Here is a 20441-nt window from a genome sequence, read left to right on the forward strand (position 1 = left end):
ACCATAGAGAACCATGAAAACGGCTGCGGAATATCGAAAACACGCTCAAGAGTGCAGAGCGCTAGCCCAACAAATGCCCGCTGGCGACCAGCGCAATCAGCTTGTGGAAATGGCAAGGACTTGGGACAGTCTGGCCGAGGATCGGGACAGAGTGGTTCGTAATCAATCCCTGCTCGATACCAAGAGTGGTTCCAACAAGGCGCATGGGCCATCCAGCTAGTCGACTGTCCTTGGTCGCCTCAGCAATCAGCCAGCCCGCTTCCCCACACCCCATCTGCCGCTGATACGGCGGGGCTGAGAGGCGAAGGATCCAACTTAGCCTGTCGCCTCTTATCCTAGCATGAGTTCTGCACCTACCGTTCTACTTGTTGATCCCGATGGTGCTGTACGAGACACGCTTCGTGCTGTCTTGGAAGAGGTTGGCTACAAAGTCATCGGATACGAAAACGGTGAGGCGGCACTGGCCGACCTGAAGGATACCTGCGCCGCGAACCTCCTTGTGACCGAGGTTCGCCTTCCGAACCTCGATGGGTGGCAGCTAGCGAGAGACGCCCGTCGCTTGTGTCCAGGATTGCCCGTTGTATTCATACCTTCTCACGACAAGAGCCGATCAAAGCAGGGGAAGCGTAGTTTCGTGCTTCCCAAGCCCTTTGGCGCACGAGCCTTTCTCGTTGCGGTCCAGCTCATGGCGTCACCTCTTGTGACCTATCATTAGTGACTGTGCCACATCACTTATTCCCGCCTATGGTCGGCCTAGGCAGGAACTTTAGGTGATCCGTGCCGCTACACCACACGCTGCCCACGTTACCACGGGCAGGGATGAGGTTACGCTTTCAAGATTACTGAGGCTGACTGTTCATGGCCGAATCCAGCAGCTAGGAGGAGATAGGTTCCGGCCGAGCCGCCTCGGGCGTGAGATGGAGGACAGCTAAGGCTGGGCATCTAATCGCGGTCGGTCCGGTCACTTTGGCCCCAGGGATGAGGGGGGCCGCTTCGGTGGATGACGCGCTGGGCCCGGCGCGTTCTCAAAGCGGCTTTATCCCGCGAGATTACACATCGTTCGAGAAAGTGGAGGGACTGCTCAATTCCCTGCAAGACGAGTTGGACGAGATCCGCGAGCGAGCCCGACAAGCATTTCAAGGCGCTTAAGGCCTATGTGCGCTTGGTCACAGAATTCCTGTTAGATAGGTGGATAGTCTCGGCCTTGATTTCAGAGGGATCGAGTCATGAAACTTACCCTGACTTACTGCACGGCGAGAATGTTCTCGATGGGCTTGCTGCCAATGGTTGCCATCAGCGTGCCTGAAGTGGTCGCTGGAAATGACAATGATTGGCAGGTTCCGTCGCCTGCGCCTTGGGGCTGGCGACTTGAATCTCATTAGAAGGCTGCTGACGCCCTTACTGCGATCAGGGGCCAATCTAGGCCCGAGACGCCAGATGCCTGCCACGAGTTCCCGCAGCGCCTTCCAAGACGATGAATCGTTTGCACTTGGCTTCGCAACGAGTGCGTGGATGTTTGAATCAGATTTCCAGAACAAGCTCAAGGCCACCCGACACTCTGAGCAAACGATACAAAGTAACGCACACCCGTTTCTAAAACCCGTAGTAATGGGGGGAGAAGAGCCGAGAGTTATGGAAGTCAACGGGAGCATGAGGATCTGTGGGGCACCCAGCCGCGGGTCAAGGTCAGGCGGCCACCACTCCGACATGTTTACTGGCCGCGAATGAGGGCTATCCTCAAGTGCTCCATCGCTGCCCCACGAGTCCTCATGCTCTCCCGGTCCATCTGCCTATGCAGCAGGCATAGGCAGATGGACCGGCGGGAAGCAATCAAATGAGGGACGGGTTTGGCACGAGATTTGCATAAGGTGCTAGAACAGGGTTGTGCATTGAGAGCTTTGATAACTTGACCAACGATACACCAACAGGTCAGCGGGCTCTTCGCGTTGCGATCATCGAGGAAAACAGCATCCGGGCGGCCATTCTCGTCGACGGCCTGCGCGAGGCCGGGATCCTCGACGTGGAGGTCATCGAGACGATGACCCACATGCTCCGGCGCCTGAGCACCATCGACCCGGATGTGATCATCATCGGCATCGAGAACCCGAGCCGCGACGTGCTGGAGCAGATGTTCCAGGTGTCAAAGCTGGTGTCGCGTCCCGTGGCCATGTTCGTTGACCGCTCCGACGGCTCCATGATCCAGGCTGCCGTCGAGGCGGGCGTTTCGGCTTATGTGGTCGACGGGCTGCGCAAGGAGCGGGTGAAGCCCATCGTGGACATGGCGGTGAGCCGCTTCAACGCCTTCGACCGCCTGCAGCGTGAACTCCTGGAGGCACGCAACGAGCTGGCGTCTCGCAAGGTCGTCGAGCGGGCCAAGGGCATTCTTATGAGAACCCGGCAACTCTCGGAGGAGGAGGCCTACGGCCTTCTTCGCCAGACCGCCATGAACGAGAAGCGGAAGCTCGTCGACATCGCGCAGAGCGTCGTCACGGCCGCTTCCCTTTTGGAGAAATAAGCGCGTGTGGGATTTGGAAGAAGCGGGGAGCCGCCCCATTCAGCAGGCCGGATCGGCGGATGACACGCCCGCGAGAACGGAGCGGCGGTCCACGCCAGAGCGCCTCGTCCGGGTCGGGTTCATTCCGCTCGTGGACATGGCCGTGCTGGTCGCCGCCGCCGAACAGGGGTTTGCCCGTCGCGAAGGCATCCGGCTGCAGCTGATCAGGGACGTGTCCTGGTCCAACATCCGCGACCGGCTGGCGTTTCGTCAGTTCGACGTGGCCCATATGCTGAGCCCGATGCCGATCGCGTCGCAGCTCCATCTCGGATCTAATCCCTACCCCTGCTTCACGCCCTTCGCCCTCGGACGCGGCGGCAATGCGATCACGCTGTCGGTCGAACTTTACCGCGAGATGCAGGCCGTCGCGGATCTTGATGGAACGGAAGACGCGCTCGGCAATGGCAGGGCCTTGAAGCAGGTGATCGAACGGAGACAGCAGGCCGGCAGGAAGCCGCTGGTTTTCGCCATGACCTATCCATTCTCGTCGCACAATTACGAGTTCCGCTTCTGGCTCGCGGCTGCCGGGATCAATCCCGATGCCGACGTGACGATGACGGTCGTGCCGCCTCCGCTCACGGTCGATGCCATGGCGGCGCGAGCCATCGACGGGTTCTGCGTCAATGCCCCGTGGAACATGATCGCCGTAGAGAAGGGCGTGGGCCGCATGGTGGCGACGAAGGCGGACATCTGGCCGTCTGCTCCCGAAAAGGTCCTGGGCGTCAGCCCGGAATGGGCGGAGGAAAACCCCGACACCCTGCCGCGCCTCATCGTTGCGCTCGACGCCGCCGCCCGCTGGTGCGACGACCGGCAAAACCATGGTGCCTTGGCCGACATGATGGCGGATCCCGCTTATCTGGGCGTTTCGTCCGAGATGATCCAGCGCCTGCTTGCAGGAGAACTGACGGTCGATCCCGACGGCAGGACGCGTCAGGTGCAGAGCTACATGACGTTCCACGACGGGGCGGCGAACTTCCCCTGGATCAGCCAGGCTCTCTGGATCTACAGCCAGATGGTCCGCTGGGGACAGGTCGCCTATGACCAGGTCGGGCTGTCCCAGGTCCGTTCGGCTTATCGTCCCAATCTCTACCGGGAGGTCCTGGGACCCTCTGCCGCTGTGCCTTCGGCCGATGTCCGCGTCGAGGGTGCGGGGCCTGAGCGATTCATGGACGGCCGCAGCTTTATGCCCGACGACATTCCCGGCTACGTTGCCGGTTTCACAATCATAAACGACGCCTCCGCGTCGGTCGCAGAATAGGCATTGCACCGCACACAACAAAGGCGCACTGCACAAATTATGATCTTGAGCAAGATGTAGGCAGTCTGTAACTTTTCTAAGTGAGAGACAGGCGGGACAACGACGTCCGGGCCGCTCTCGACGATAGGCCGGTCAACGATGACGGGCCGTTGATGCCTCTAAAGAGGCGTTTCCCGACAATGACGTCGCTGGATCGGCTGTACCCGCCCACTTGCGGAATTCAGTTCATCTTGCGGCGTTTTTTGCGTTTCGGCCGGTTCTCGATGATCCGGCAACAGGCGATCTGCGCCCGGCCGAGCCGCACGGCTTCCGGCAGACCGACTACGACGAAGTTTCATTGGTACTCGTCTGCGAAGGCCGGCGATAGAAACAGGGGAAGCACGATGCAGACACCGAAGATCACCCGTCGAGACGCGCTTCGCGGTGCCAGTGCCGCTCTGACGTTGGCTGCCGCGAAGGTCGCTTTTCCCGGTGGTGCTTTCGCACAGAGCGCCGAGCCTGAGACGAAGACGGTCAAACTCGGCTACATCGCGCTGACGGATGCGGCTGCTTTGATCGTCGCCAAGGAGAAGGGTTTCTTTGCAAAGCACGGCCTGCCGGACGCGGAAGTGTTGAAACAGGCTTCCTGGGGCGCGACACGCGACAACCTCGTGCTGGGCTCGGAAGCCAACGGCATCGACGGAGCCCATATCCTGACGCCGATGCCGTACCTGATCTCCACCGGAAAGGTCACCCAGGGCGGCGCGCCGACGCCGATGTATATCCTCGCCCGCCTCAATCTCGACGCGCAGGCGATCTCGGTCGCGGCCGAGTACAACGGCCTGAAGCTCGGGCTCGATTCATCGCCGCTGAAAGAAATCTTCGCCAAGAAGCGCGCGGCCGGCGGTGATCCGAAAGTCGCTATGACGTTTCCCGGCGGTACGCACGATCTCTGGATTCGCTACTGGCTTGCCGCCGGCGGCATCGATCCCGACAAGGATGTCTCCACCATCGTGGTGCCGCCGCCCCAGATGGTCGCCAACATGAAGGTCGGGACGATGGACGCCTTCTGTGTCGGCGAGCCCTGGAATGCGCAGCTCATCAATCAGAAGCTCGGATACACGGCAGCGAACACCTACGAGATCTGGAACAAGCATCCGGAAAAGGCGCTCGGCCTGCGCGCCGCCTGGGTCGACAGGCACCCGAGGGCCGCGAAGGCTCTGCTCATGGCCGTGATGGAAGCGCAGGCCTGGTGCGACAAGCTCGAGAACCGCGAGGAAATGTGCAAGATCGTCGGTACCCGCGCCTGGTTCAACGTTCCCGTCGCCGACATCCTGCCGCGCCAGAGGGGCGAATACGATTACGGCATCGACGGTAAGGTCGTGAAGGTCTCGCCCGGGATCATGAAATTCTGGCGCGATCACGCGTCCTTCCCCTTCAAGTCGCATGACCTGTGGTTCATCGCCGAGAACATCCGCTGGGGCAAGTTCGAGACGAACACCGACACCAAGGCGCTCGTCGACAAGGTCAACCGGGCCGATCTGTGGCGCGAGGCGGCAAAGACCCTCGGCGTTGCCGCGAGCGATATTCCGACAAGCGACAGTCGCGGCAAGGAGACCTTCTTCGACGGTAAGGTCTTCGATCCGGACAACCCGCAGGCCTATCTCGCCAGCCTCCCCATCAAGCGCATCGCGTAATTGCCGGAGAGCAGACCCATGGTTCATTCCGCCCGCGTCGTCGCACTCCCCAACCCGAAGGCGGCTCCACCGGCCCAGAAGGCGGCTCTGCATCCGCTGGCGCCGAAGCCGGTCGGAGTCCTCTCCCGGGCCGCTCGCATCGGCATGAGCATCGTCACACAATTGGCCGCGCCGGTCCTCACCATCGCGTTCCTGCTGATCCTCTGGCAGATCCTTGCGTCGAGCTCGACCTCGGCGCTGCCGAGCCCGCTAAAGGTGATCGACGACAGCTGGGAGATCATCGTCAATCCGTTCAAAGTCGGAAACGGCCTCGACCAAGGCCTGTTCTGGCATGTCACGGCCTCCCTGGTCCGTGTGGGTTACGGCTATACGCTCGCGGCCATCGTCGGCATCGGAATGGGCGTGCTGCTGGGCCAGTCGACGCTCGCTATGCGCGGCCTCGACCCGGTCTTCCAGGTGCTGCGCACCATTCCGCCGCTGGCATGGCTGCCCCTCTCGCTCGCGGCGTTCCGCGACGGGCAGCCTTCCGCCATCTTCGTGATCTTCATCACGAGCGTCTGGCCGATCCTGATCAACACGTCGGTGGGCATCCGGAACATCCCGCGGGATTATCGCAACGTCGCCAAGGTTCTGCGCCTGTCCCCCATCGAGTTCTTCACCCGCATCATGGTGCCGGCCACCGTGCCGCACATGTTCACGGGCCTTCGCATCGGCATCGGTCTGTCCTGGCTCGCCATCGTGGCGGCCGAGATGCTGATCGGCGGAGTCGGTATCGGCTTCTTCATCTGGGATGCGTGGAACTCCTCGCTCATCTCCGACATCATCGTGGCTCTGGTCTATGTGGGCGTGGTCGGCTTCCTGCTCGATCGCTCCATCGCGGCCATCGGCCATCTGCTCACCCGCGGCACCGCCGCGCAGTAACGGGGAAAGCACCATGGCATATCTCAAGATCGATCATGTCGGCATCTCCTTCCAGCGCGCCGGCGCGTCCACCGAAGTGCTGCGGGACGTAAATCTCTCCATCGAGAAAGGCGAGTACGTCTCGATCATCGGCCATTCAGGCTGCGGCAAGTCGACGGTGCTCAACATCGTAGCAGGCCTCCTGGAACCGTCGCAGGGCGGCGTGCTCCTGGAGGGCAGGGCCGTGAGCGGACCGGGACCCGACCGCGCGGTGGTGTTCCAGAACCATTCGCTCCTGCCCTGGCTGACGGTTCGCGAGAACGTGGAGCTCGCGGTCAACAAGGTGTTCCGGGGCAAGAAGTCGAAGGCCGAACGCCGTGACTGGACCCGGCACAATCTCGAGCTGGTGCACATGGCTCACGCGGAGAACAAGCGGCCGCACGAAATCTCGGGCGGCATGAAGCAGCGCGTCGGCATCGCCCGGGCGCTCGCCATGGAGCCGAAGATCCTGCTGCTCGACGAGCCCTTCGGGGCCCTGGATGCGCTGACCCGCGCCCATCTTCAGGATCAGGTCATGGAGATCCACGGCCGGCTCGGCAACACGATCATCATGATCACCCATGACGTTGACGAGGCCGTGCTGCTCTCCGACCGGATCGTCATGATGACGAACGGGCCCGCCGCCACCATCGGCGAGGATCTGCGGGTCGATCTGGAGCGCCCGCGCAAGCGCCTCGAACTCGTTGGAAATCCCACCTACAACGATGCCCGTGCGGCCGTGCTGGAGTTCCTCTACGCCCGGCACCGGGCTCCGACACTCGCAGCGTAAGGAGAGTGACGATGCCCAAGAAGCTGGTCGTCATCGGCAATGGCATGGCTGCCGGCCATGCCTTGGAGGAACTGTTCGAGCGCGCTCCGGGGGACTATGAGGTCACGATCTTCGGTGCCGAGCCGCGCGTGAACTACAACCGCATCATGCTCTCGCCCGTTCTGTCGGGCGAGAAGGCGTACGAAGACATCCTGATCCATGACGATGCCTGGTACGAGACGCATGGCATCACGCTTCATCGCGGCAAGCAGGTGGTGGAGATCGACCGCATGGCCAGGCGCGTGATCGCGGCGGATGGCACGGCGGCGGAATACGACCAGCTCCTCGTCGCAACCGGATCGATGCCGTTCGTGGTGCCGATCCCCGGCGCCACCTTGCCGGGCGTGGTCACCTACCGCGACCTCGACGACGTCCACAGGATGCTGGAAGCGGCCCAAGGCGGCGGCCATGCCATCGTGATCGGCGGCGGCCTGCTCGGTCTCGAGGCGGCGGCCGGCCTGAGGGCGCAGGGCATGGAGGTGACCGTCCTCCACCTCATGCCGACGCTCATGGAGCGCCAGCTCGACCCTTCCGCCGGCTACCTGCTGCAGAAGGCTTTTGAGGACCGCGGCATTGCGGTGCGCTGCAAGGCGAACACCCATGCCATCCTCGGCGACACCCAGGTCACGGGCGTGCGGCTCGACGACGGTACGGAGTTGCCGGCCGATATCGTGGTCATGGCCGTCGGCATCCGGCCGAATGCGGTTCTGGCGAAGGACGCTGGGCTCGAGACCAACCGCGGCGTTCTCGTCGGCGACGACATGCGCACGAGCGACCCCGACATTTTCTCGGTCGGCGAATGCGTCGAGCATCGCGGGCTCTGCTATGGACTTGTGGCGCCTCTCTACGAGATGGCGAAGGTCGTCGCCGCGCAGCTCGCAGGAGACCGGACGGCCGCCTACACCGGCTCTGTCACGGCCACCAAGCTGAAGGTGACGGGCATCGACCTGTTCTCCGCGGGCGATTTCGGCGAGGCCAAGGACCGCCAGGACATCGTCCTGCGCGACGCCGCGCGCGGCATCTACAAGCGCCTCGTGCTCAAGGAGAACCGCATCGTCGGCGCGGTTCTCTATGGCGAGACGGGTGACGGATCGTGGTTCTTCGATCTCCTGCGCAAGGAGACGGATGTCACGGACCTGCGGGATACTCTCATTTTCGGCCAGTCCTATGTCGGGGGCGCTCCTCTGGACCCTATGGCGGCCGTTGCAGCCTTGCCCGATGATGCGGAAATCTGCGGCTGCAACGGCGTCTGCAAGGGCAAGATCGTCCAGACCATCACCGACAAGGGTTTGAGCACGCTAGCGGAGGTGAGGGCGCACACGAAGGCGTCCGCATCCTGCGGAACCTGCACAGGCCTCGTCGAGCAGGTGATGACCCTGACGCTCGGCGACAAGTTCGCGAAATCGGCGGTCGAGCCCATGTGCGGTTGCACCGATCTCGGCCATGACGACGTGCGCCGGCTCATCCGGGCGGCGGGGCTGAAATCAATTCCGGCCGTCATGCAGGAACTCGGATGGAAAACATCCTGCGGCTGCGCCAAGTGCCGCCCAGCCCTGAACTATTATCTCCTGTGCGACTGGCCCGAGGAATACGAGGACGACGGTCGCTCTCGTTTTATCAATGAGCGCATTCACGCCAACATCCAGAAGGACGGCACCTATTCGGTCGTCCCGCGCATGTGGGGTGGGCTGACCAATCCGCGCGAGCTGCGCGCCATCGCGGACGTGGCGGAAAAGTACAATATCCCGACCGTGAAGGTCACAGGCGGTCAGCGCATCGACCTGCTGGGCGTGCGCAAGGAGGATCTGCCGGCGGTCTGGGCCGATCTCAACGATGCGGGCATGGTCTCCGGTCATGCCTATGCCAAGGGCCTGCGCACGGTGAAGACCTGCGTCGGCACGGAATGGTGCCGGTTCGGCACCCAGGATTCCACCGGGCTCGGCGTGAAGATCGAGAAGTTCATGTGGGGCTCTTGGACGCCCGCGAAAGTGAAGATGGGCGTCTCGGGATGTCCGCGAAATTGCGCCGAATCCACCTGCAAGGACGTGGGCGTGATCTGTGTGGACTCGGGCTTCGAGATTCACTTCGCGGGCGCAGCAGGCCTGCATATCAAGGGAACCCAGATCTTGTGCAAGGTTCCGGACGAGGACGAATGCATCGAGGTCATCGCGGCCCTGACCCAGCTCTATCGCGAGCAGGGGCACTATCTCGAACGCATGTACAAATGGGCGGACCGTGTTGGTGTCGATTCCATCAAGGCAACGGTCGTCGAGGATCTTGAGAAGCGTCGCGCCCTCTATGAGCGCTTCGTCATCTCGCAGCGCAATGCGCAGGTCGACCCCTGGGCCGAGCGCGTGGCCGGGCGCGATGCGCACGAGTTCCGGCCCATGGCGAACTTCACCCTTGCGGAGGCGGCGGAATGAGCGAGTGGATCGATGTGGGCCCTGTCGAGGACGTGCCGCTTCTCGGATCGCGCGTCGTGCAGACGCCAGGCGGCGACATCGCCGTGTTCAAGGCAGCGGACGGAACGCTCTTCGCCCTGCGCGACCGCTGCCCGCACAAGGGCGGGCCTCTTTCGCAAGGCATCGTGCACGGACACTCCGTGACATGCCCGCTGCACAACTGGGTGATCAGCCTCAAGACCGGAGAGGCGCAGGGAGCCGACCAGGGCTGCACCCACAGGATCCCGCTGCGGATCGAGGGCTCGCGGATCCTGCTTGCGGCCTCAGCTCTCCTGGCCCTGGCGGCCTGAGGAGGCAGGATGGCGAGCGGCGCCCCGACCCGGACCACATGCCCCTATTGCGGTGTCGGCTGCGGCGTGGTGGCGACGCCGCAGGAGGACGGCTCCGTTGCTATCAGGGGAGACGAGAACCACCCGGCCAATCTTGGGCGGCTCTGCTCCAAGGGGGCCGCCCTGGGTGAGACGTTGAGCCTCGACGACCGGCTGCTCTATCCCGAAATCGAGGGACATCGCACGGGGTGGGACAAGGCGCTCGATCTGGTGGCGCGGCGCTTCATGGAGACAATGGCCGAATACGGCCCGGAAGCCGTGGCGATCTACGGCTCGGGCCAACTGCTCACGGAGGATTACTACGTCGCCAACAAGCTGATGAAAGGATTCATCGGCGCGGCGAATATCGACACGAATTCCCGCCTCTGCATGGCGTCCTCCGTGGCCGGTCACATCAGGGCATTCGGCTCGGATACCGTTCCAGGCACCTACGAGGATCTTGAAGAGGCCGATCTCGTCGTCCTCGTCGGCTCGAACATGACGTGGTGCCATCCCGTGCTGTTTCAGCGGCTTCTGGCGGCCCGTGAACGACGTGGCACCAGGATCGTGGTGATCGACCCGCGTCGCACGGTGACGGCGGAAGCCGCCGATCTCCATCTGGCCATTGCCCCCAACTCCGATGTGGCGCTCTTCGCCGGCCTGCTCGATCATCTCGACCGGATGGGGTTTCGTGACGCCGAATACGTGGAGCGTCATACCTCCGGGCTGGACGATGCGCTGGCGGCCGCGCAGGACTGCGGCTTTCCGCGCGCCCTGGAAGCGACACGGCTGCCCGCCGAGAAGCTTCGCGAGTTTTACACGCTCTGGAGCCGCTCGGAACGCGTCGTGACGGCCTATTCGCAGGGCGTGAACCAATCGGTTGTCGGCACCGACAAGGTGAACGCCATCATCAATTGCCACCTTTTCACCGGACGCATCGGACGTCCCGGCATGGGTCCGTTCTCGCTCACGGGCCAACCGAATGCCATGGGCGGACGCGAAGTGGGCGGGCTCGCGAACATGCTGACCGCGCATCTTGACATCAACAGCGCGAGCCATCGGGAGCTGGTCCGGTCCTTCTGGAACAGTCCTGGCCTTGCGACCCGTCCAGGCCTGAAGGCCGTCGACCTTTTCCGCGCAGTCGGCGAGGGGCGGATCAAGGCGATCTGGATCATGGGCACCAATCCGGCCGATTCCCTGCCGGATGCGGATGCCATTCAGAAGGCGCTTCGAGCGTGCCCCTTCGTGGTCGTGAGCGACGTTACCCGCACCGATACGACACGCCACGCCCATGTGCTCCTGCCGGCGGCGGCCTGGGCGGAGAAGAGCGGCACGGTCACAAATTCCGAGCGCCGCATCTCGCGCCAGCGCTCCTTTCTCAAGGCTCCCGGCGAAGCACGACCCGACTGGCGCATCATCTGCGACGTGGCGGCCCGCATGGGCTTTGCCGAGGCGTTCGATTTCCAATCGCCCGCCGAGATCTTCCGCGAGCATGCTGCCCTGTCGGGCGTCGCCAATGGCGGATCCCGCGATTTCGACATCGCGGCCTGCGCGGAGCTGACTGGCAGTGCCTACGACACGCTCGCGCCGTTCCAGTGGCCGCGTCGGCAGGGCGCGCCGCTCGACAACACCACGACGCGCTTCTTCGCAGAAGGTGGGTTCTACACGCCCGACCAGCGAGGGCGCTTTGTCCCGACGCCGGTCACGGAGCAGGCAGTTTCTCCGGACTTCCCACTGATCCTCAACACCGGCCGCATCCGCGATCAGTGGCATACGATGACGCGCACGGCCAAGACGCCGCGCCTGATGAGCCATTATGCGGAGAGCTTCTGCGAGATCCATCCGGAGGACGCCGAGGATTCCGGAATTGAGCCTGCCACCCTTGCACGCATCGTCAGCCCGCAAGGCACGGCGGTCGTTCGAGCCCTCGTCACGGAGCGGCAGCGGAAGGGCAGCATCTTCGTCCCCATGCACTGGACGGATCAGCAGACCGCACAGGGACGCATCGGTGCAGCGGTTCTTCCTGCGGTCGACCCGGTCTCCGGTCAGCCCGGCCTGAAATCGTCCGGTGCTCGCATCGAGCCGTTCGACGCCGCCTGGTACGGCTTTGCGGTTCTGCGCAACAGGCCGGCGACGATCCCGGCGGATTACTGGGCGCTCGCCCGCGCCGAGGGAGGCTGGCGCATCGAGCTTGCCGGTGCCGAACCGGTGGAGGATTGGGCTGCCTATGCGGCCGATCTGATCGGGAGCGGCGAGGGGCTGGAGACGCTGTCCTACAGCGACCAGGATCAGGCGAGCTTCCGGCTCGCGACCTTCTCGGGCGACGCCTTGCTGGGGGCGCTGTTCGTCTCGCCGCAGCCGGTAGCCGTGTCGCGGACATGGGCGGTGGAGCATCTGACGGCATCGGACATTCGCGGTATCGAGCGCCTGCGTTTGTTGAGCGGACGGCCCGGAGCCGATCAGGCCGATCCCGGTCCCATCGTCTGCGCCTGCTTCTCGGTGGGCGCGAACCAGATCGCGGCAGCCGTCGAGAACGGAGCTGCCAGTGTGGACGCGGTCGGCGACGCCCTGCGCGCCGGCACGAATTGCGGCTCCTGCCGCGTTGAAATCAGGAGGTTGATCGATGCTGCAGCCCTTAAGAAAGCCGTCTGAGGCGGAGCCGGGCCGGCTTGGTCGCCTGTCCAAGCTGCCGGTTTTCTTCGACCTGAAGGATCGCCGTGCGATCCTTGTCGGCGGGACGCCTGGTGCGGCCTGGAAGGCCGAGCTCCTCGCGGCTGCCGGTGCTCGTGTCGACATTTACGCTTTGGACCTGTCCGCCGAGATGGAGGCTCTGCTGTCGCGTGACGCGGCGGACGGATCGCTCGTGCTGCATCGATCACGATGGTCCGACGCCGTCCTGAAGGATGCCGCTCTCGCGGTCGCCGATCTCGAAGACGAGGATGAGGCGCAGGCTTTCGCTTCCGCCGCGCGCGAGGCGGGTGCACCGGTCAACGTGGTCGACAATCCTGCTTACTGCGACTTCCAGTTCGGCTCCGTGGTCAACCGTTCTCCGGTGGTGATCGGCATTTCCACGGATGGTGCCGCGCCGATCCTAGGGCAGGCGATCCGGCGCAAGATCGAGACCCTTCTGCATCCTTCGGTCGCCTTCTGGGCGGCCTACGCCAAGCACCTGCGCGAGCGTGTCATGCAGCGATTACAGCCCGGCATGGCGAGGCGTGCGTTCTGGGAGCGGTTCGCCGATCTCGCCTTCCAGGGCCGAGGGCCGGAGAGCTACGGCGACGATGTGGAAACGGTGCTGGAGCAGATAGCGTCCGAGCCCACTCAACGGGCTGGACGCGTGACCCTCGTCGGGGCGGGCCCTGGAGACGCGGAGCTGCTGACGCTCAAGGCCATGCGGGCGCTTCAATCGGCGGATGTCATTCTCTTCGACGATCTCGTGTCCGAGGACGTGCTTGAACTTGCCCGCCGCGAGGCCCAGCGCCTGATGGTCGGCAAACGGGGAGGGCGCGCCTCCTGTGCTCAAGGAGACATCAACGACCTGATGACCCGCCTCGCGCTCCAGGGAAAGCAGGTGGTGCGACTGAAATCCGGCGATCCGATGATCTTCGGCCGCGCCGGGGAGGAGATCGAGCACCTGGAGCGGGCGGGTGTTCCTGTCGACGTGGTGCCGGGCATCACCGCCGGCATCGCCATGGCATCCGTTCTCGGGACGTCTCTCACCCACCGCGACGTGGCACAGTCGGTCCGTTTCGTGACCGGGTGCGCGAAGACCGGGCAGCTCCCGGAGGGGCTCGACTGGCAGGGTTTGGCCGATCCGAACACCACGACGATCTTCTACATGGCCGGTGGCACGGCGGGCGCCATCGCCGGGCGCCTGATCGCGGCGGGATGCTCTCCGGACCTCTCGGCCGTCATGGTGTCGAACGTCTCGCGGGACGACGAGCGTTGGACCGGCTCTCTCGTGGATCTCGGCCGGGCCAGCGAATGCCGGGATCCGGCAAAGCCCGTCATCATCGGTGTAGGGCGCGTTTTCGGCCGGGTCTCCCATGCGAAAGGCCGGATGCCCGAACAGCCTGTCCTACTCGACGCGACGGCTTGAACATGCTGGAAGGACGCCGCATCGCCGTACCCGAAAGCCGGGAGCTCGATCTGTTCACGCGGATGCTCGAACGGCATGGCGCCATTGCGGTGCGTTGCCCGCTCGTATCGATCCACGATGCGGACGATCCGGGGCTCGTCGATGCCTGGCTCGAACGTTTCATCGAGGGCCGGCACGACATCGTTGTTCTTTATACGGGGGAAGGACTATCCCGCCTTCTGGGCTTCGCGCGGCGAAACGGAGTCGAGGCGGATGCGATCGCCACGCTGGGCAGAATCCTCAAGGTCGCGCGCGGTCCCAAACCGGCCAAGGTCCTGCGCGGCATCGGTCTTGCGGCGGACGTGATGGCCGAGGAACCGACCACAGCCGGGTTGATGCGGACCCTGTCCGGTCTTTCCGTCGCGGATAAACGAGTCGGTGTGCTGCTCTATCCGGGCGGCGAGGAGGCCTTGCCGCAATTTCTCCAAGCGGCAGGCGCGCAGGTCGATCCCGTGCTGAGTTATCGCTATGCGTCGGATGAGGAGGATGAACGGGTCCTCGGGCTCATCCGGGAGCTCGCATCCGGGAGCATCGACATCATAGCCTTCACCAGCACGGCCCAAGTCCGGCGGCTGCAGGATGTCGCGCGGCGGTTCGGCATGGATGCGGATTTGAATGCCGCCATGGGGCGGACCCCGATTGCCGCCGTCGGACCCGTCACGGCCGAGGCCGTCGCGAAAGCGGGGTGGCCCGTCGGCGCGATGCCGCACGACAGTTATCATCTCAAGCCGCTCGTGACGGCCTTCGGAAGGATCTTGTCCTGAGAGCCGGTCGTCAGCGCTCCCCTTTGAGACTCTCATCGGATTCGAGAAGCGCCCGCAATCCCTCGCGATAGGTCGGGTAACGAAGCGCCACGCCGAGTTCCGTCTTGATGCGCGTGTTCCGCACCCGCTTGTCGTCGGAGTAGAAGGAACGCGCCATCGGCGTCTGGTCGGCCTCGTCGAAAGGGACCTCCGGGGGAGGCTCTCGGCCCAGCAGCTCGGCCGCATAGGCGATCACATCCTGCGGCGGGCCAGGCTGGTCGTCCGCGACGTTGTAGACGGCATTCCGGCTCGGACGCTCGATCGACCTCATCAGAACCTGCGCGATATCGGCCGTGTGGATCCGGTTGAACACTTGGCCCGGCTTGACGATGCGCTTGGCGGTTCCGTCCGCGACCTTCACCAGGGCATTGCGACCGGGGCCGTAGATTCCGGCCAGCCTGAAGATCTGCACGGCGAGGGGAGCGCTCTCGCCGAGGGCGAGCCATTCCTGCTCTGCCGCGATGCGCTGGCGCGAACGGAGCGTCGCCGGATTGGGCGGCGTCGTCTCGTCGACCCACTTTCCTCCCGCATTGCCATAGACGCCCACGGTCGACAGGTAGCCGACCCAGCGCAGGTTGGGCGCTGACCTGATGGCTTGAGAAAAATGCGCGAGCACCGGGTCGGCTTCGCGCATGGGAGGGACGGAGACGAGAATTGCGTCCGCACGGGCAATCCGGTTGAGGATACCGGGATCATATGTGACATCATCGAACACACAGGCCTGCAGGCCTTCTGCTTCCATCGCCCGGGCCTTCTCGGGCGAGCGCACCGTGCCGCTAACCGCCGTGAATCGCTCGCGATGGAGACCGATTAATTGCCGGGCGGAATAGCCGAGACCGAAGACGAACAGGTTCATGAAATGTCAGTCGCTGATTTGTGCAGGTGCGCCGGGGACCCTAGCGCATCGCGCGGAAAAGGGGAGCCGCTAAGCGATTTATTTCCGGAGAGAGTCTTATCGAACATTCGGAGAGTGCGCCGTGACGCTCACGGCCAAGCTCCGAAGCGACGGGCTTGACTGGCCTAAACCTTCACCTCCTCGATGAACCTGTCCAGGTCCATGGCGTGCCCATCGCTATAAAGCAGCCAGATCTCTTCACCTCGTAGCCCGATGCTCTCGATGTCTAAGAGGATCGTAGCGCCGGTGAACGGATCGTCCACGATCCGTCCCAGAACACAGACAGCGCCTACGTTGCCGGCAGCGATTCTTCCGACCGATTGGGCAATAGTGTCCGAGGCCAAGAGCATTGGCCAACGCTACCACCCAATTAAGGAGGCGCCCAGTCCTAGGCTTCGGCCGCAATGCCGAAGCGCAGGCACTCAGGTTCCGCCAACGGCCGTACACCGACAGAACGATTGCAGAATGATTACGGGAATGTCTGGAACTGGCACGAGGCAGACGATGGCCGAACTTCCGTATTCATAGGGTGAGCTGACCTTCATAAGGCCAAGTCCAACGGCTCAGGTTGACCCAGTCCGGACCATCGCGTGGTCGGGCATGTGCCTGGCCGGAAATCGGGATGCGGTTAGCGTTGACTTTCAGGGCGCCCGTTCGGTGGCTTACGGAGCCTCTTTCCTGCGCGCCCAGAGCGGCCTGCCCTTTTTAATCTATGTTAATCGAGGCAGTCTGATGCATAATCGACACCATGCCCCAGGCTTCGAAAGAGCGCGAGGACCTTGCCCAAGCTGACCAACATATCGCTGAGGGTGAGGCGCGCCTTGCAGAGCAGCGGCGTCTGATCGGGCAGATGACCGAGAATGGTCAGGATTCAGCGGAAGCCGAGAAACTGGCTCGGAGCTTCGAGGAAACACTGGAGCAGTTTTACGTTCATCGACAGCTCATCTTGAACGAGATCGCGCGCCAGGAAGGGTCTGAGCCTTAACGCCCACAAGGATGGCCGCCATGCCTGAGACGCACGCTCCACCCAAATCCGTCAGCGATCCATCTGACTCGTTGTTGATCCGAACCTCAAAGGAGGCGGTGAAGCGCTCACGCGAGCTGCTGGAAGAAACCAAGGCCGCCGCCGAACAAGAGCGGCACTGGCCCGCTGTTCGAGGTCCAAGTAAGAAGCCCCTTCAGGCTGACTAAGGAGTTCCAAACGGAGCCTTCAGCGACATCCACTTGGAACCCGGCATATCGTCTCATGACACGGGGCTGACCTTAGCCGTATTTCCGCAATGGGGCTGCGAAGCGACCTTCACGCGAGCTAGCTTGAGGGCTCAGGTTGACCCCAAGCCGACCTTTCCACCGCGCATGATGAGGCGCGCATGATGAGGGAAGAGCGGACGTTCCTGAAGGATTTGATGAAGCAATCATATTCAAATCAGCGGCAGCTCTTGTTTTCTGTGGCCTGTCGCCCATAACGCTACAGGTGTAGCATCAAGGATCGATCATGAAAGCCTCCCGAGGCGACCTCCCGGCGGTTCCGGCTCATCCAGGCGGGATCCTACGGGATCAGGTCCTGCCCGGCCTCGGCCTCTCCGTCAGCCAAGCCGCCCGCGAGCTTCGCATCGCACGCCAGACGCTCCACCGGGTTCTCGCCGGCACGGCCGCGGTCAGTCCCGAAATGGCCACGCGTCTGGCCCGTCTCTCGGGCACGACACCGCACTTCTGGCTTGACCGCCAGCAACAGTACGACCTCTGGCACGCCGAGCAGGCGCTGGCGGGCGTTCTCGGGCTGATCCCAACCCACACCCTTCCGGCCGCTCTTCAGAACGAGATTGGACTTCATCATGACCACTAAGCCTCAACCCTCCCCAAAAGCGCGGACCGGGGTTGCTGGCCTGGACGACATCCTCGTCGGAGGTTTGTCCCCCGGACACGTCTATCTGCTGGAGGGCAGCCCCGGCACCGGCAAAACCACCATCGCGCTCCAGTTCCTGCTGGAGGGCGCCAGGGCCGGAGAGACCGGGCTCTACATCACCATGTCGGAGACCGAGCAGGAGCTGCGGGATGGTGCGGCGTCGCATGGCTGGGTCCTCGGCGATGGCGTTCAGGTGTTCGAACTCGTGCCGCCGGAGAACCTGCTCGATGACGCGCACCAGCAGAGCCTGCTCTACTCGTCCGATCTCGAACTCGGCGAGACCACCAAGGCGGTGTTCGAGGCTATCGAGCGAGCCCGTCCAGTTCGGATCGTGATCGACAGCCTGTCCGAGATCCGCCTTCTGGCGCAAAGCTCCCTGCGCTACCGCCGCCAGATCCTGGCCATGAAGCACTACTTCGCCAAGCAGGGCGCCACCGTGCTGATGCTGGACGACCTGACCACCGACACCAACGACAAGACCGTTCACAGCCTGGCCCATGGCGTCATTCGTCTGGAGGAGCTCACGCCGGGCTACGGAGCCGAGCGTCGCCGCCTGCGGGTGATCAAGTACCGCGGTCAGTCGTTCCGAGGCGGCTTCCACGACTTCATCATTGCGGAAGGAGGCATCCAGGTCTTTCCTCGCCTGGTTTCCGGCGAGCACAAGACCGGCTTTGCCCGCACCGTACTCGCCAGCGGCATCGGCGAGCTTGATTCCCTCCTCGGCGGCGGCATCGAGCAGGGCTCCAGCACGCTGCTCATGGGACCTGCCGGAGCAGGCAAATCCCTCCTCGCCGTGCAGTTCGCGGTCTCCGCTGCCTCACGTGGGGAGAAGGCAGCGCTGTTCATCTTCGACGAAGAGCTCAGTCTCCTGATCGACCGGACCAGGCTGATGGGGATGGATCTGAACGCGTTGTGCGCCAGCGGCAACCTGTTCATCGAGCAGGTCGATGCCGCCGAGCTCTCGCCCGGTGAGTTCACTGATCGGGTACGCTCCAGGGTTGACCGCTTTGGAGTGAAGACGGTTGTGATTGACGGCCTCAACGGCTATCAAGCCGCCATGCCGGAGGAGCAGTTCCTGATCCTGCATATCCATGAGCTGCTGCAATACCTCAACCGGCAGGGCGCTTCGACCTTCCTCACCGTGGCTCAGCACGGGCTTGTCGGCGACATGAAGTCTCCTGTCGACATCACCTACTTGGCCGACACCGTGATCCTGCTGCGCTATTTCGAGGCCTTCGGCCAGGTTCGCCGGGCAATTTCGATCATCAAGAAGCGGTTCGGCACGCACGAGAACACCATCCGCGAGATCCGGATCGATAGCCGGGGCATCGCCATCGGAAAGCCCATAGCAGGCTTCCAAGGCGTTCTGCGCGGCACGCCAGCGTTTGCTGAAGGCGACCGTGACCGGCTGCTCGAAGACCGTTGAGCATGAGCCACACACTCCACTCGTACTCGGAGCGGGTGCTCGTCCTTGCGCCGCATGGGCGGGATGCGGCTGTTGCAGCAGACATCCTGCACGCGGCGCGGATCGCGACCGAGATCTGCCCCGACCTGCCGGCACTGGTGCGGGAGATCGAGCATGGTGCCGGCTTTGCCCTGGTCACGGACGAGGCCTTCCGCACCGCTGATCTGAAGGAGGTTTCCCGCTGGCTCTCGGACCAACCGCCGTGGTCGGACTTCGCCTTCGTGCTCCTCACGCGCCGCGGTGGCGGGGTTGAGCGCAATCCGGCTCTGGCGCGTCTGTCCGAGCTTCTCGGCAACGTTATCTTTCTCGAACGCCCTTTTCATGCCGGCACGCTGGTGAGCGTCGCCCGTTCCGCCTTGCGGGGACGACTTCGGCAATACGAGGCGCGAGCCCGCCTGGAGGATCTGCACGAAGGTGAGGAGCGGCTGAAAGCGGCGCTCGACAAGGAAAGGCGTGCGGCCGAGCATCAGAGGGTGCTCATCAACGAGCTGAACCATCGCGTGAAGAACACGCTCGCCACCGTGCAGTCGATCTCGGCCCAGACCTTGCGCACGGCAGAGACGCAGGCAGACGCGCGTGAGGCGTTGGAGATGCGCCTGCTGGCTCTCTCGCGCGCTCACGACGTGCTCACCCGTGAGAGCTGGGAGGGCGCCGATCTGGTCGAAGTGGTTTCAAACGCCCTCAAGCCCTACGAGAGCTCAGGGGAGAGCCGCTTTCGCATCAAGGGGCCGCATGTGCGGGTCACGCCGCGCATGTCGCTGGCGCTGGCAATGGCGCTGCATGAGCTGGCGACCAACGCGGTGAAGTACGGCGCTTTGTCCAACAAGACCGGCACCATCCAAGTATCGTGGGAGCTGCAAAACGGAACCGCGCCACCGCGGCTGACCCTACGCTGGATGGAGGCCGGGGGGCCGCCCGTGGCCGCTCCGAGCCGGCGGGGCTTCGGCTCGCGTCTCATCGAGCGCACCCTGGCGCAGGATCTGGATGGTCAGGTGGCGATTGCCTTTCCTCCCACAGGCATCGTGTGCACTGTCGAAGCCCCTGTGGCGTAGATCTCAGGCGACGATCTGGACCGTGTGCAAGGATTCGGTTCCGCGCGCAGGTTGTCGACAAAGGCCCCTCTGAAGAAATTGCAACGAGGGACAGCGTGCGAGTCCTCGATCAGGAGCGGCGGCTCCTGGCCGTGCTGGTTCATCTGTCGCCTGGGA

General features: G+C 63.6%; 17 protein-coding genes. 15 read left to right on the forward strand and 2 right to left on the reverse strand.

The window, feature by feature from the left end; translation table 11 throughout:
- Positions 1–340 precede the first annotated feature (340 nt).
- The 12 genes from U0023_RS35790 to U0023_RS30100 all read left to right on the forward strand — a co-directional run bounded on the left by U0023_RS35790 (position 341) and on the right by U0023_RS30100 (position 14928).
- Positions 341–715, forward strand: coding sequence for a response regulator (locus U0023_RS35790; RefSeq protein ID WP_052600562.1), 375 nt, complete (start codon positions 341–343; stop codon positions 713–715).
- Between the two features lie 511 nt (positions 716–1226).
- Positions 1227–1382, forward strand: coding sequence for a hypothetical protein (locus U0023_RS30050; protein ID WP_154661091.1), 156 nt, complete (start codon positions 1227–1229; stop codon positions 1380–1382).
- Positions 1383–1906: 524 nt separating this feature from the next.
- The gene (locus U0023_RS30055) at positions 1907–2515 is read left to right on the forward strand and encodes an ANTAR domain-containing response regulator (protein ID WP_009762752.1); all 609 of its coding nucleotides are present in this window, start codon (positions 1907–1909) and stop codon (positions 2513–2515) included.
- Between the two features lie 4 nt (positions 2516–2519).
- The gene (locus U0023_RS30060) at positions 2520–3812 is read left to right on the forward strand and encodes a CmpA/NrtA family ABC transporter substrate-binding protein (RefSeq protein WP_009762753.1); all 1293 of its coding nucleotides are present in this window, start codon (positions 2520–2522) and stop codon (positions 3810–3812) included.
- Between the two features lie 383 nt (positions 3813–4195).
- The gene (locus U0023_RS30065) at positions 4196–5488 is read left to right on the forward strand and encodes a CmpA/NrtA family ABC transporter substrate-binding protein (protein ID WP_009762754.1); all 1293 of its coding nucleotides are present in this window, start codon (positions 4196–4198) and stop codon (positions 5486–5488) included.
- Between the two features lie 18 nt (positions 5489–5506).
- The gene (ntrB, locus tag U0023_RS30070) at positions 5507–6409 is read left to right on the forward strand and encodes a nitrate ABC transporter permease (protein ID WP_009762755.1); all 903 of its coding nucleotides are present in this window, start codon (positions 5507–5509) and stop codon (positions 6407–6409) included.
- A 13-nt stretch (positions 6410–6422) separates the two neighbouring features.
- Positions 6423–7217, forward strand: coding sequence for an ABC transporter ATP-binding protein (locus tag U0023_RS30075; protein WP_009762756.1), 795 nt, complete (start codon positions 6423–6425; stop codon positions 7215–7217).
- Positions 7218–7228: 11 nt separating this feature from the next.
- Entirely contained in the window at positions 7229–9679 is a 2451-nt protein-coding gene (nirB, locus tag U0023_RS30080) for a nitrite reductase large subunit NirB (RefSeq protein WP_009762757.1), read from the forward strand.
- Positions 9676–10008, forward strand: a complete 333-nt coding sequence (gene nirD, locus U0023_RS30085; protein WP_009762758.1) for a nitrite reductase small subunit NirD — start codon at positions 9676–9678, stop codon at positions 10006–10008. Before nirB ends, nirD begins: the two co-directional genes overlap by 4 nt.
- 9 nt (positions 10009–10017) lie before the next feature.
- Positions 10018–12678: a nitrate reductase gene (locus U0023_RS30090; RefSeq protein WP_009762759.1), complete on the forward strand. Its 2661-nt coding sequence runs from the start codon at positions 10018–10020 to the stop codon at positions 12676–12678.
- Positions 12650–14125 (forward strand): siroheme synthase CysG, encoded by a 1476-nt coding sequence (gene cysG / locus U0023_RS30095; RefSeq protein WP_009762760.1) that lies wholly within the window; start codon positions 12650–12652, stop codon positions 14123–14125. Before U0023_RS30090 ends, cysG begins: the two co-directional genes overlap by 29 nt.
- Before the next feature lie 2 nt (positions 14126–14127).
- The gene (locus tag U0023_RS30100; RefSeq protein WP_009762761.1) at positions 14128–14928 is read left to right on the forward strand and encodes a uroporphyrinogen-III synthase; all 801 of its coding nucleotides are present in this window, start codon (positions 14128–14130) and stop codon (positions 14926–14928) included.
- Positions 14929–14938: 10 nt separating this feature from the next.
- Here the strand turns inward: U0023_RS30100 and U0023_RS30105 are convergent, their stop codons facing one another.
- The gene (locus tag U0023_RS30105; protein ID WP_009762762.1) at positions 14939–15823 is read right to left on the reverse strand and encodes an SDR family oxidoreductase; all 885 of its coding nucleotides are present in this window, start codon (positions 15821–15823) and stop codon (positions 14939–14941) included.
- A gap of 164 nt (positions 15824–15987) precedes the next feature.
- On the reverse strand, positions 15988–16125 hold the full coding sequence (locus U0023_RS30110) for a hypothetical protein (RefSeq protein ID WP_154661092.1): 138 nt from the start codon (positions 16123–16125) through the stop codon (positions 15988–15990).
- 1232 nt (positions 16126–17357) lie between these two features.
- Here U0023_RS30110 and U0023_RS30115 point away from each other — a divergent pair.
- The 3 genes from U0023_RS30115 to U0023_RS30125 are packed head-to-tail and all read left to right on the forward strand — an operon-like array spanning position 17358 to position 20285.
- Positions 17358–17708 (forward strand): HigA family addiction module antitoxin, encoded by a 351-nt coding sequence (locus U0023_RS30115; RefSeq protein WP_009762765.1) that lies wholly within the window; start codon positions 17358–17360, stop codon positions 17706–17708.
- On the forward strand, positions 17698–19194 hold the full coding sequence (locus U0023_RS30120; protein ID WP_009762766.1) for an ATPase domain-containing protein: 1497 nt from the start codon (positions 17698–17700) through the stop codon (positions 19192–19194). Before U0023_RS30115 ends, U0023_RS30120 begins: the two co-directional genes overlap by 11 nt.
- A gap of 2 nt (positions 19195–19196) precedes the next feature.
- Positions 19197–20285 carry a sensor histidine kinase gene (locus U0023_RS30125; protein WP_009762767.1) on the forward strand — a complete coding sequence of 363 codons (1089 nt, stop codon included), beginning with the start codon at positions 19197–19199 and terminating at the stop codon, positions 20283–20285.
- Positions 20286–20441: the final 156 nt, after the last annotated feature.

It is taken from the genome of Microvirga lotononidis (genome assembly GCF_034627025.1).
Classification (GTDB): domain Bacteria; phylum Pseudomonadota; class Alphaproteobacteria; order Rhizobiales; family Beijerinckiaceae; genus Microvirga; species Microvirga lotononidis.

Bases quoted from the DNA above. Each gene is read 5' to 3' on its own strand.
- U0023_RS30100 (WP_009762761.1), top strand. From the start codon at position 14,128: ATGCTGGAAGGACGCCGCATCGCCGTACCCGAAAGCCGGGAGCTCGAT.
- nirD (WP_009762758.1), top strand. From the start codon at position 9,676: ATGAGCGAGTGGATCGATGTGGGCCCTGTCGAGGACGTGCCGCTTCTC.
- U0023_RS30065 (WP_009762754.1), top strand. From the start codon at position 4,196: ATGCAGACACCGAAGATCACCCGTCGAGACGCGCTTCGCGGTGCCAGT.
- ntrB (WP_009762755.1), top strand. From the start codon at position 5,507: ATGGTTCATTCCGCCCGCGTCGTCGCACTCCCCAACCCGAAGGCGGCT.
- U0023_RS35790 (WP_052600562.1), top strand. From the start codon at position 341: ATGAGTTCTGCACCTACCGTTCTACTTGTTGATCCCGATGGTGCTGTA.
- U0023_RS30125 (WP_009762767.1), top strand. From the start codon at position 19,197: ATGAGCCACACACTCCACTCGTACTCGGAGCGGGTGCTCGTCCTTGCG.
- nirB (WP_009762757.1), top strand. From the start codon at position 7,229: ATGCCCAAGAAGCTGGTCGTCATCGGCAATGGCATGGCTGCCGGCCAT.
- U0023_RS30090 (WP_009762759.1), top strand. From the start codon at position 10,018: ATGGCGAGCGGCGCCCCGACCCGGACCACATGCCCCTATTGCGGTGTC.
- U0023_RS30050 (WP_154661091.1), top strand. From the start codon at position 1,227: ATGAAACTTACCCTGACTTACTGCACGGCGAGAATGTTCTCGATGGGC.
- U0023_RS30075 (WP_009762756.1), top strand. From the start codon at position 6,423: ATGGCATATCTCAAGATCGATCATGTCGGCATCTCCTTCCAGCGCGCC.
- U0023_RS30105 (WP_009762762.1), bottom strand. From the start codon at position 15,823: ATGAACCTGTTCGTCTTCGGTCTCGGCTATTCCGCCCGGCAATTAATC.
- U0023_RS30120 (WP_009762766.1), top strand. From the start codon at position 17,698: ATGACCACTAAGCCTCAACCCTCCCCAAAAGCGCGGACCGGGGTTGCT.
- U0023_RS30115 (WP_009762765.1), top strand. From the start codon at position 17,358: ATGAAAGCCTCCCGAGGCGACCTCCCGGCGGTTCCGGCTCATCCAGGC.
- cysG (WP_009762760.1), top strand. From the start codon at position 12,650: ATGCTGCAGCCCTTAAGAAAGCCGTCTGAGGCGGAGCCGGGCCGGCTT.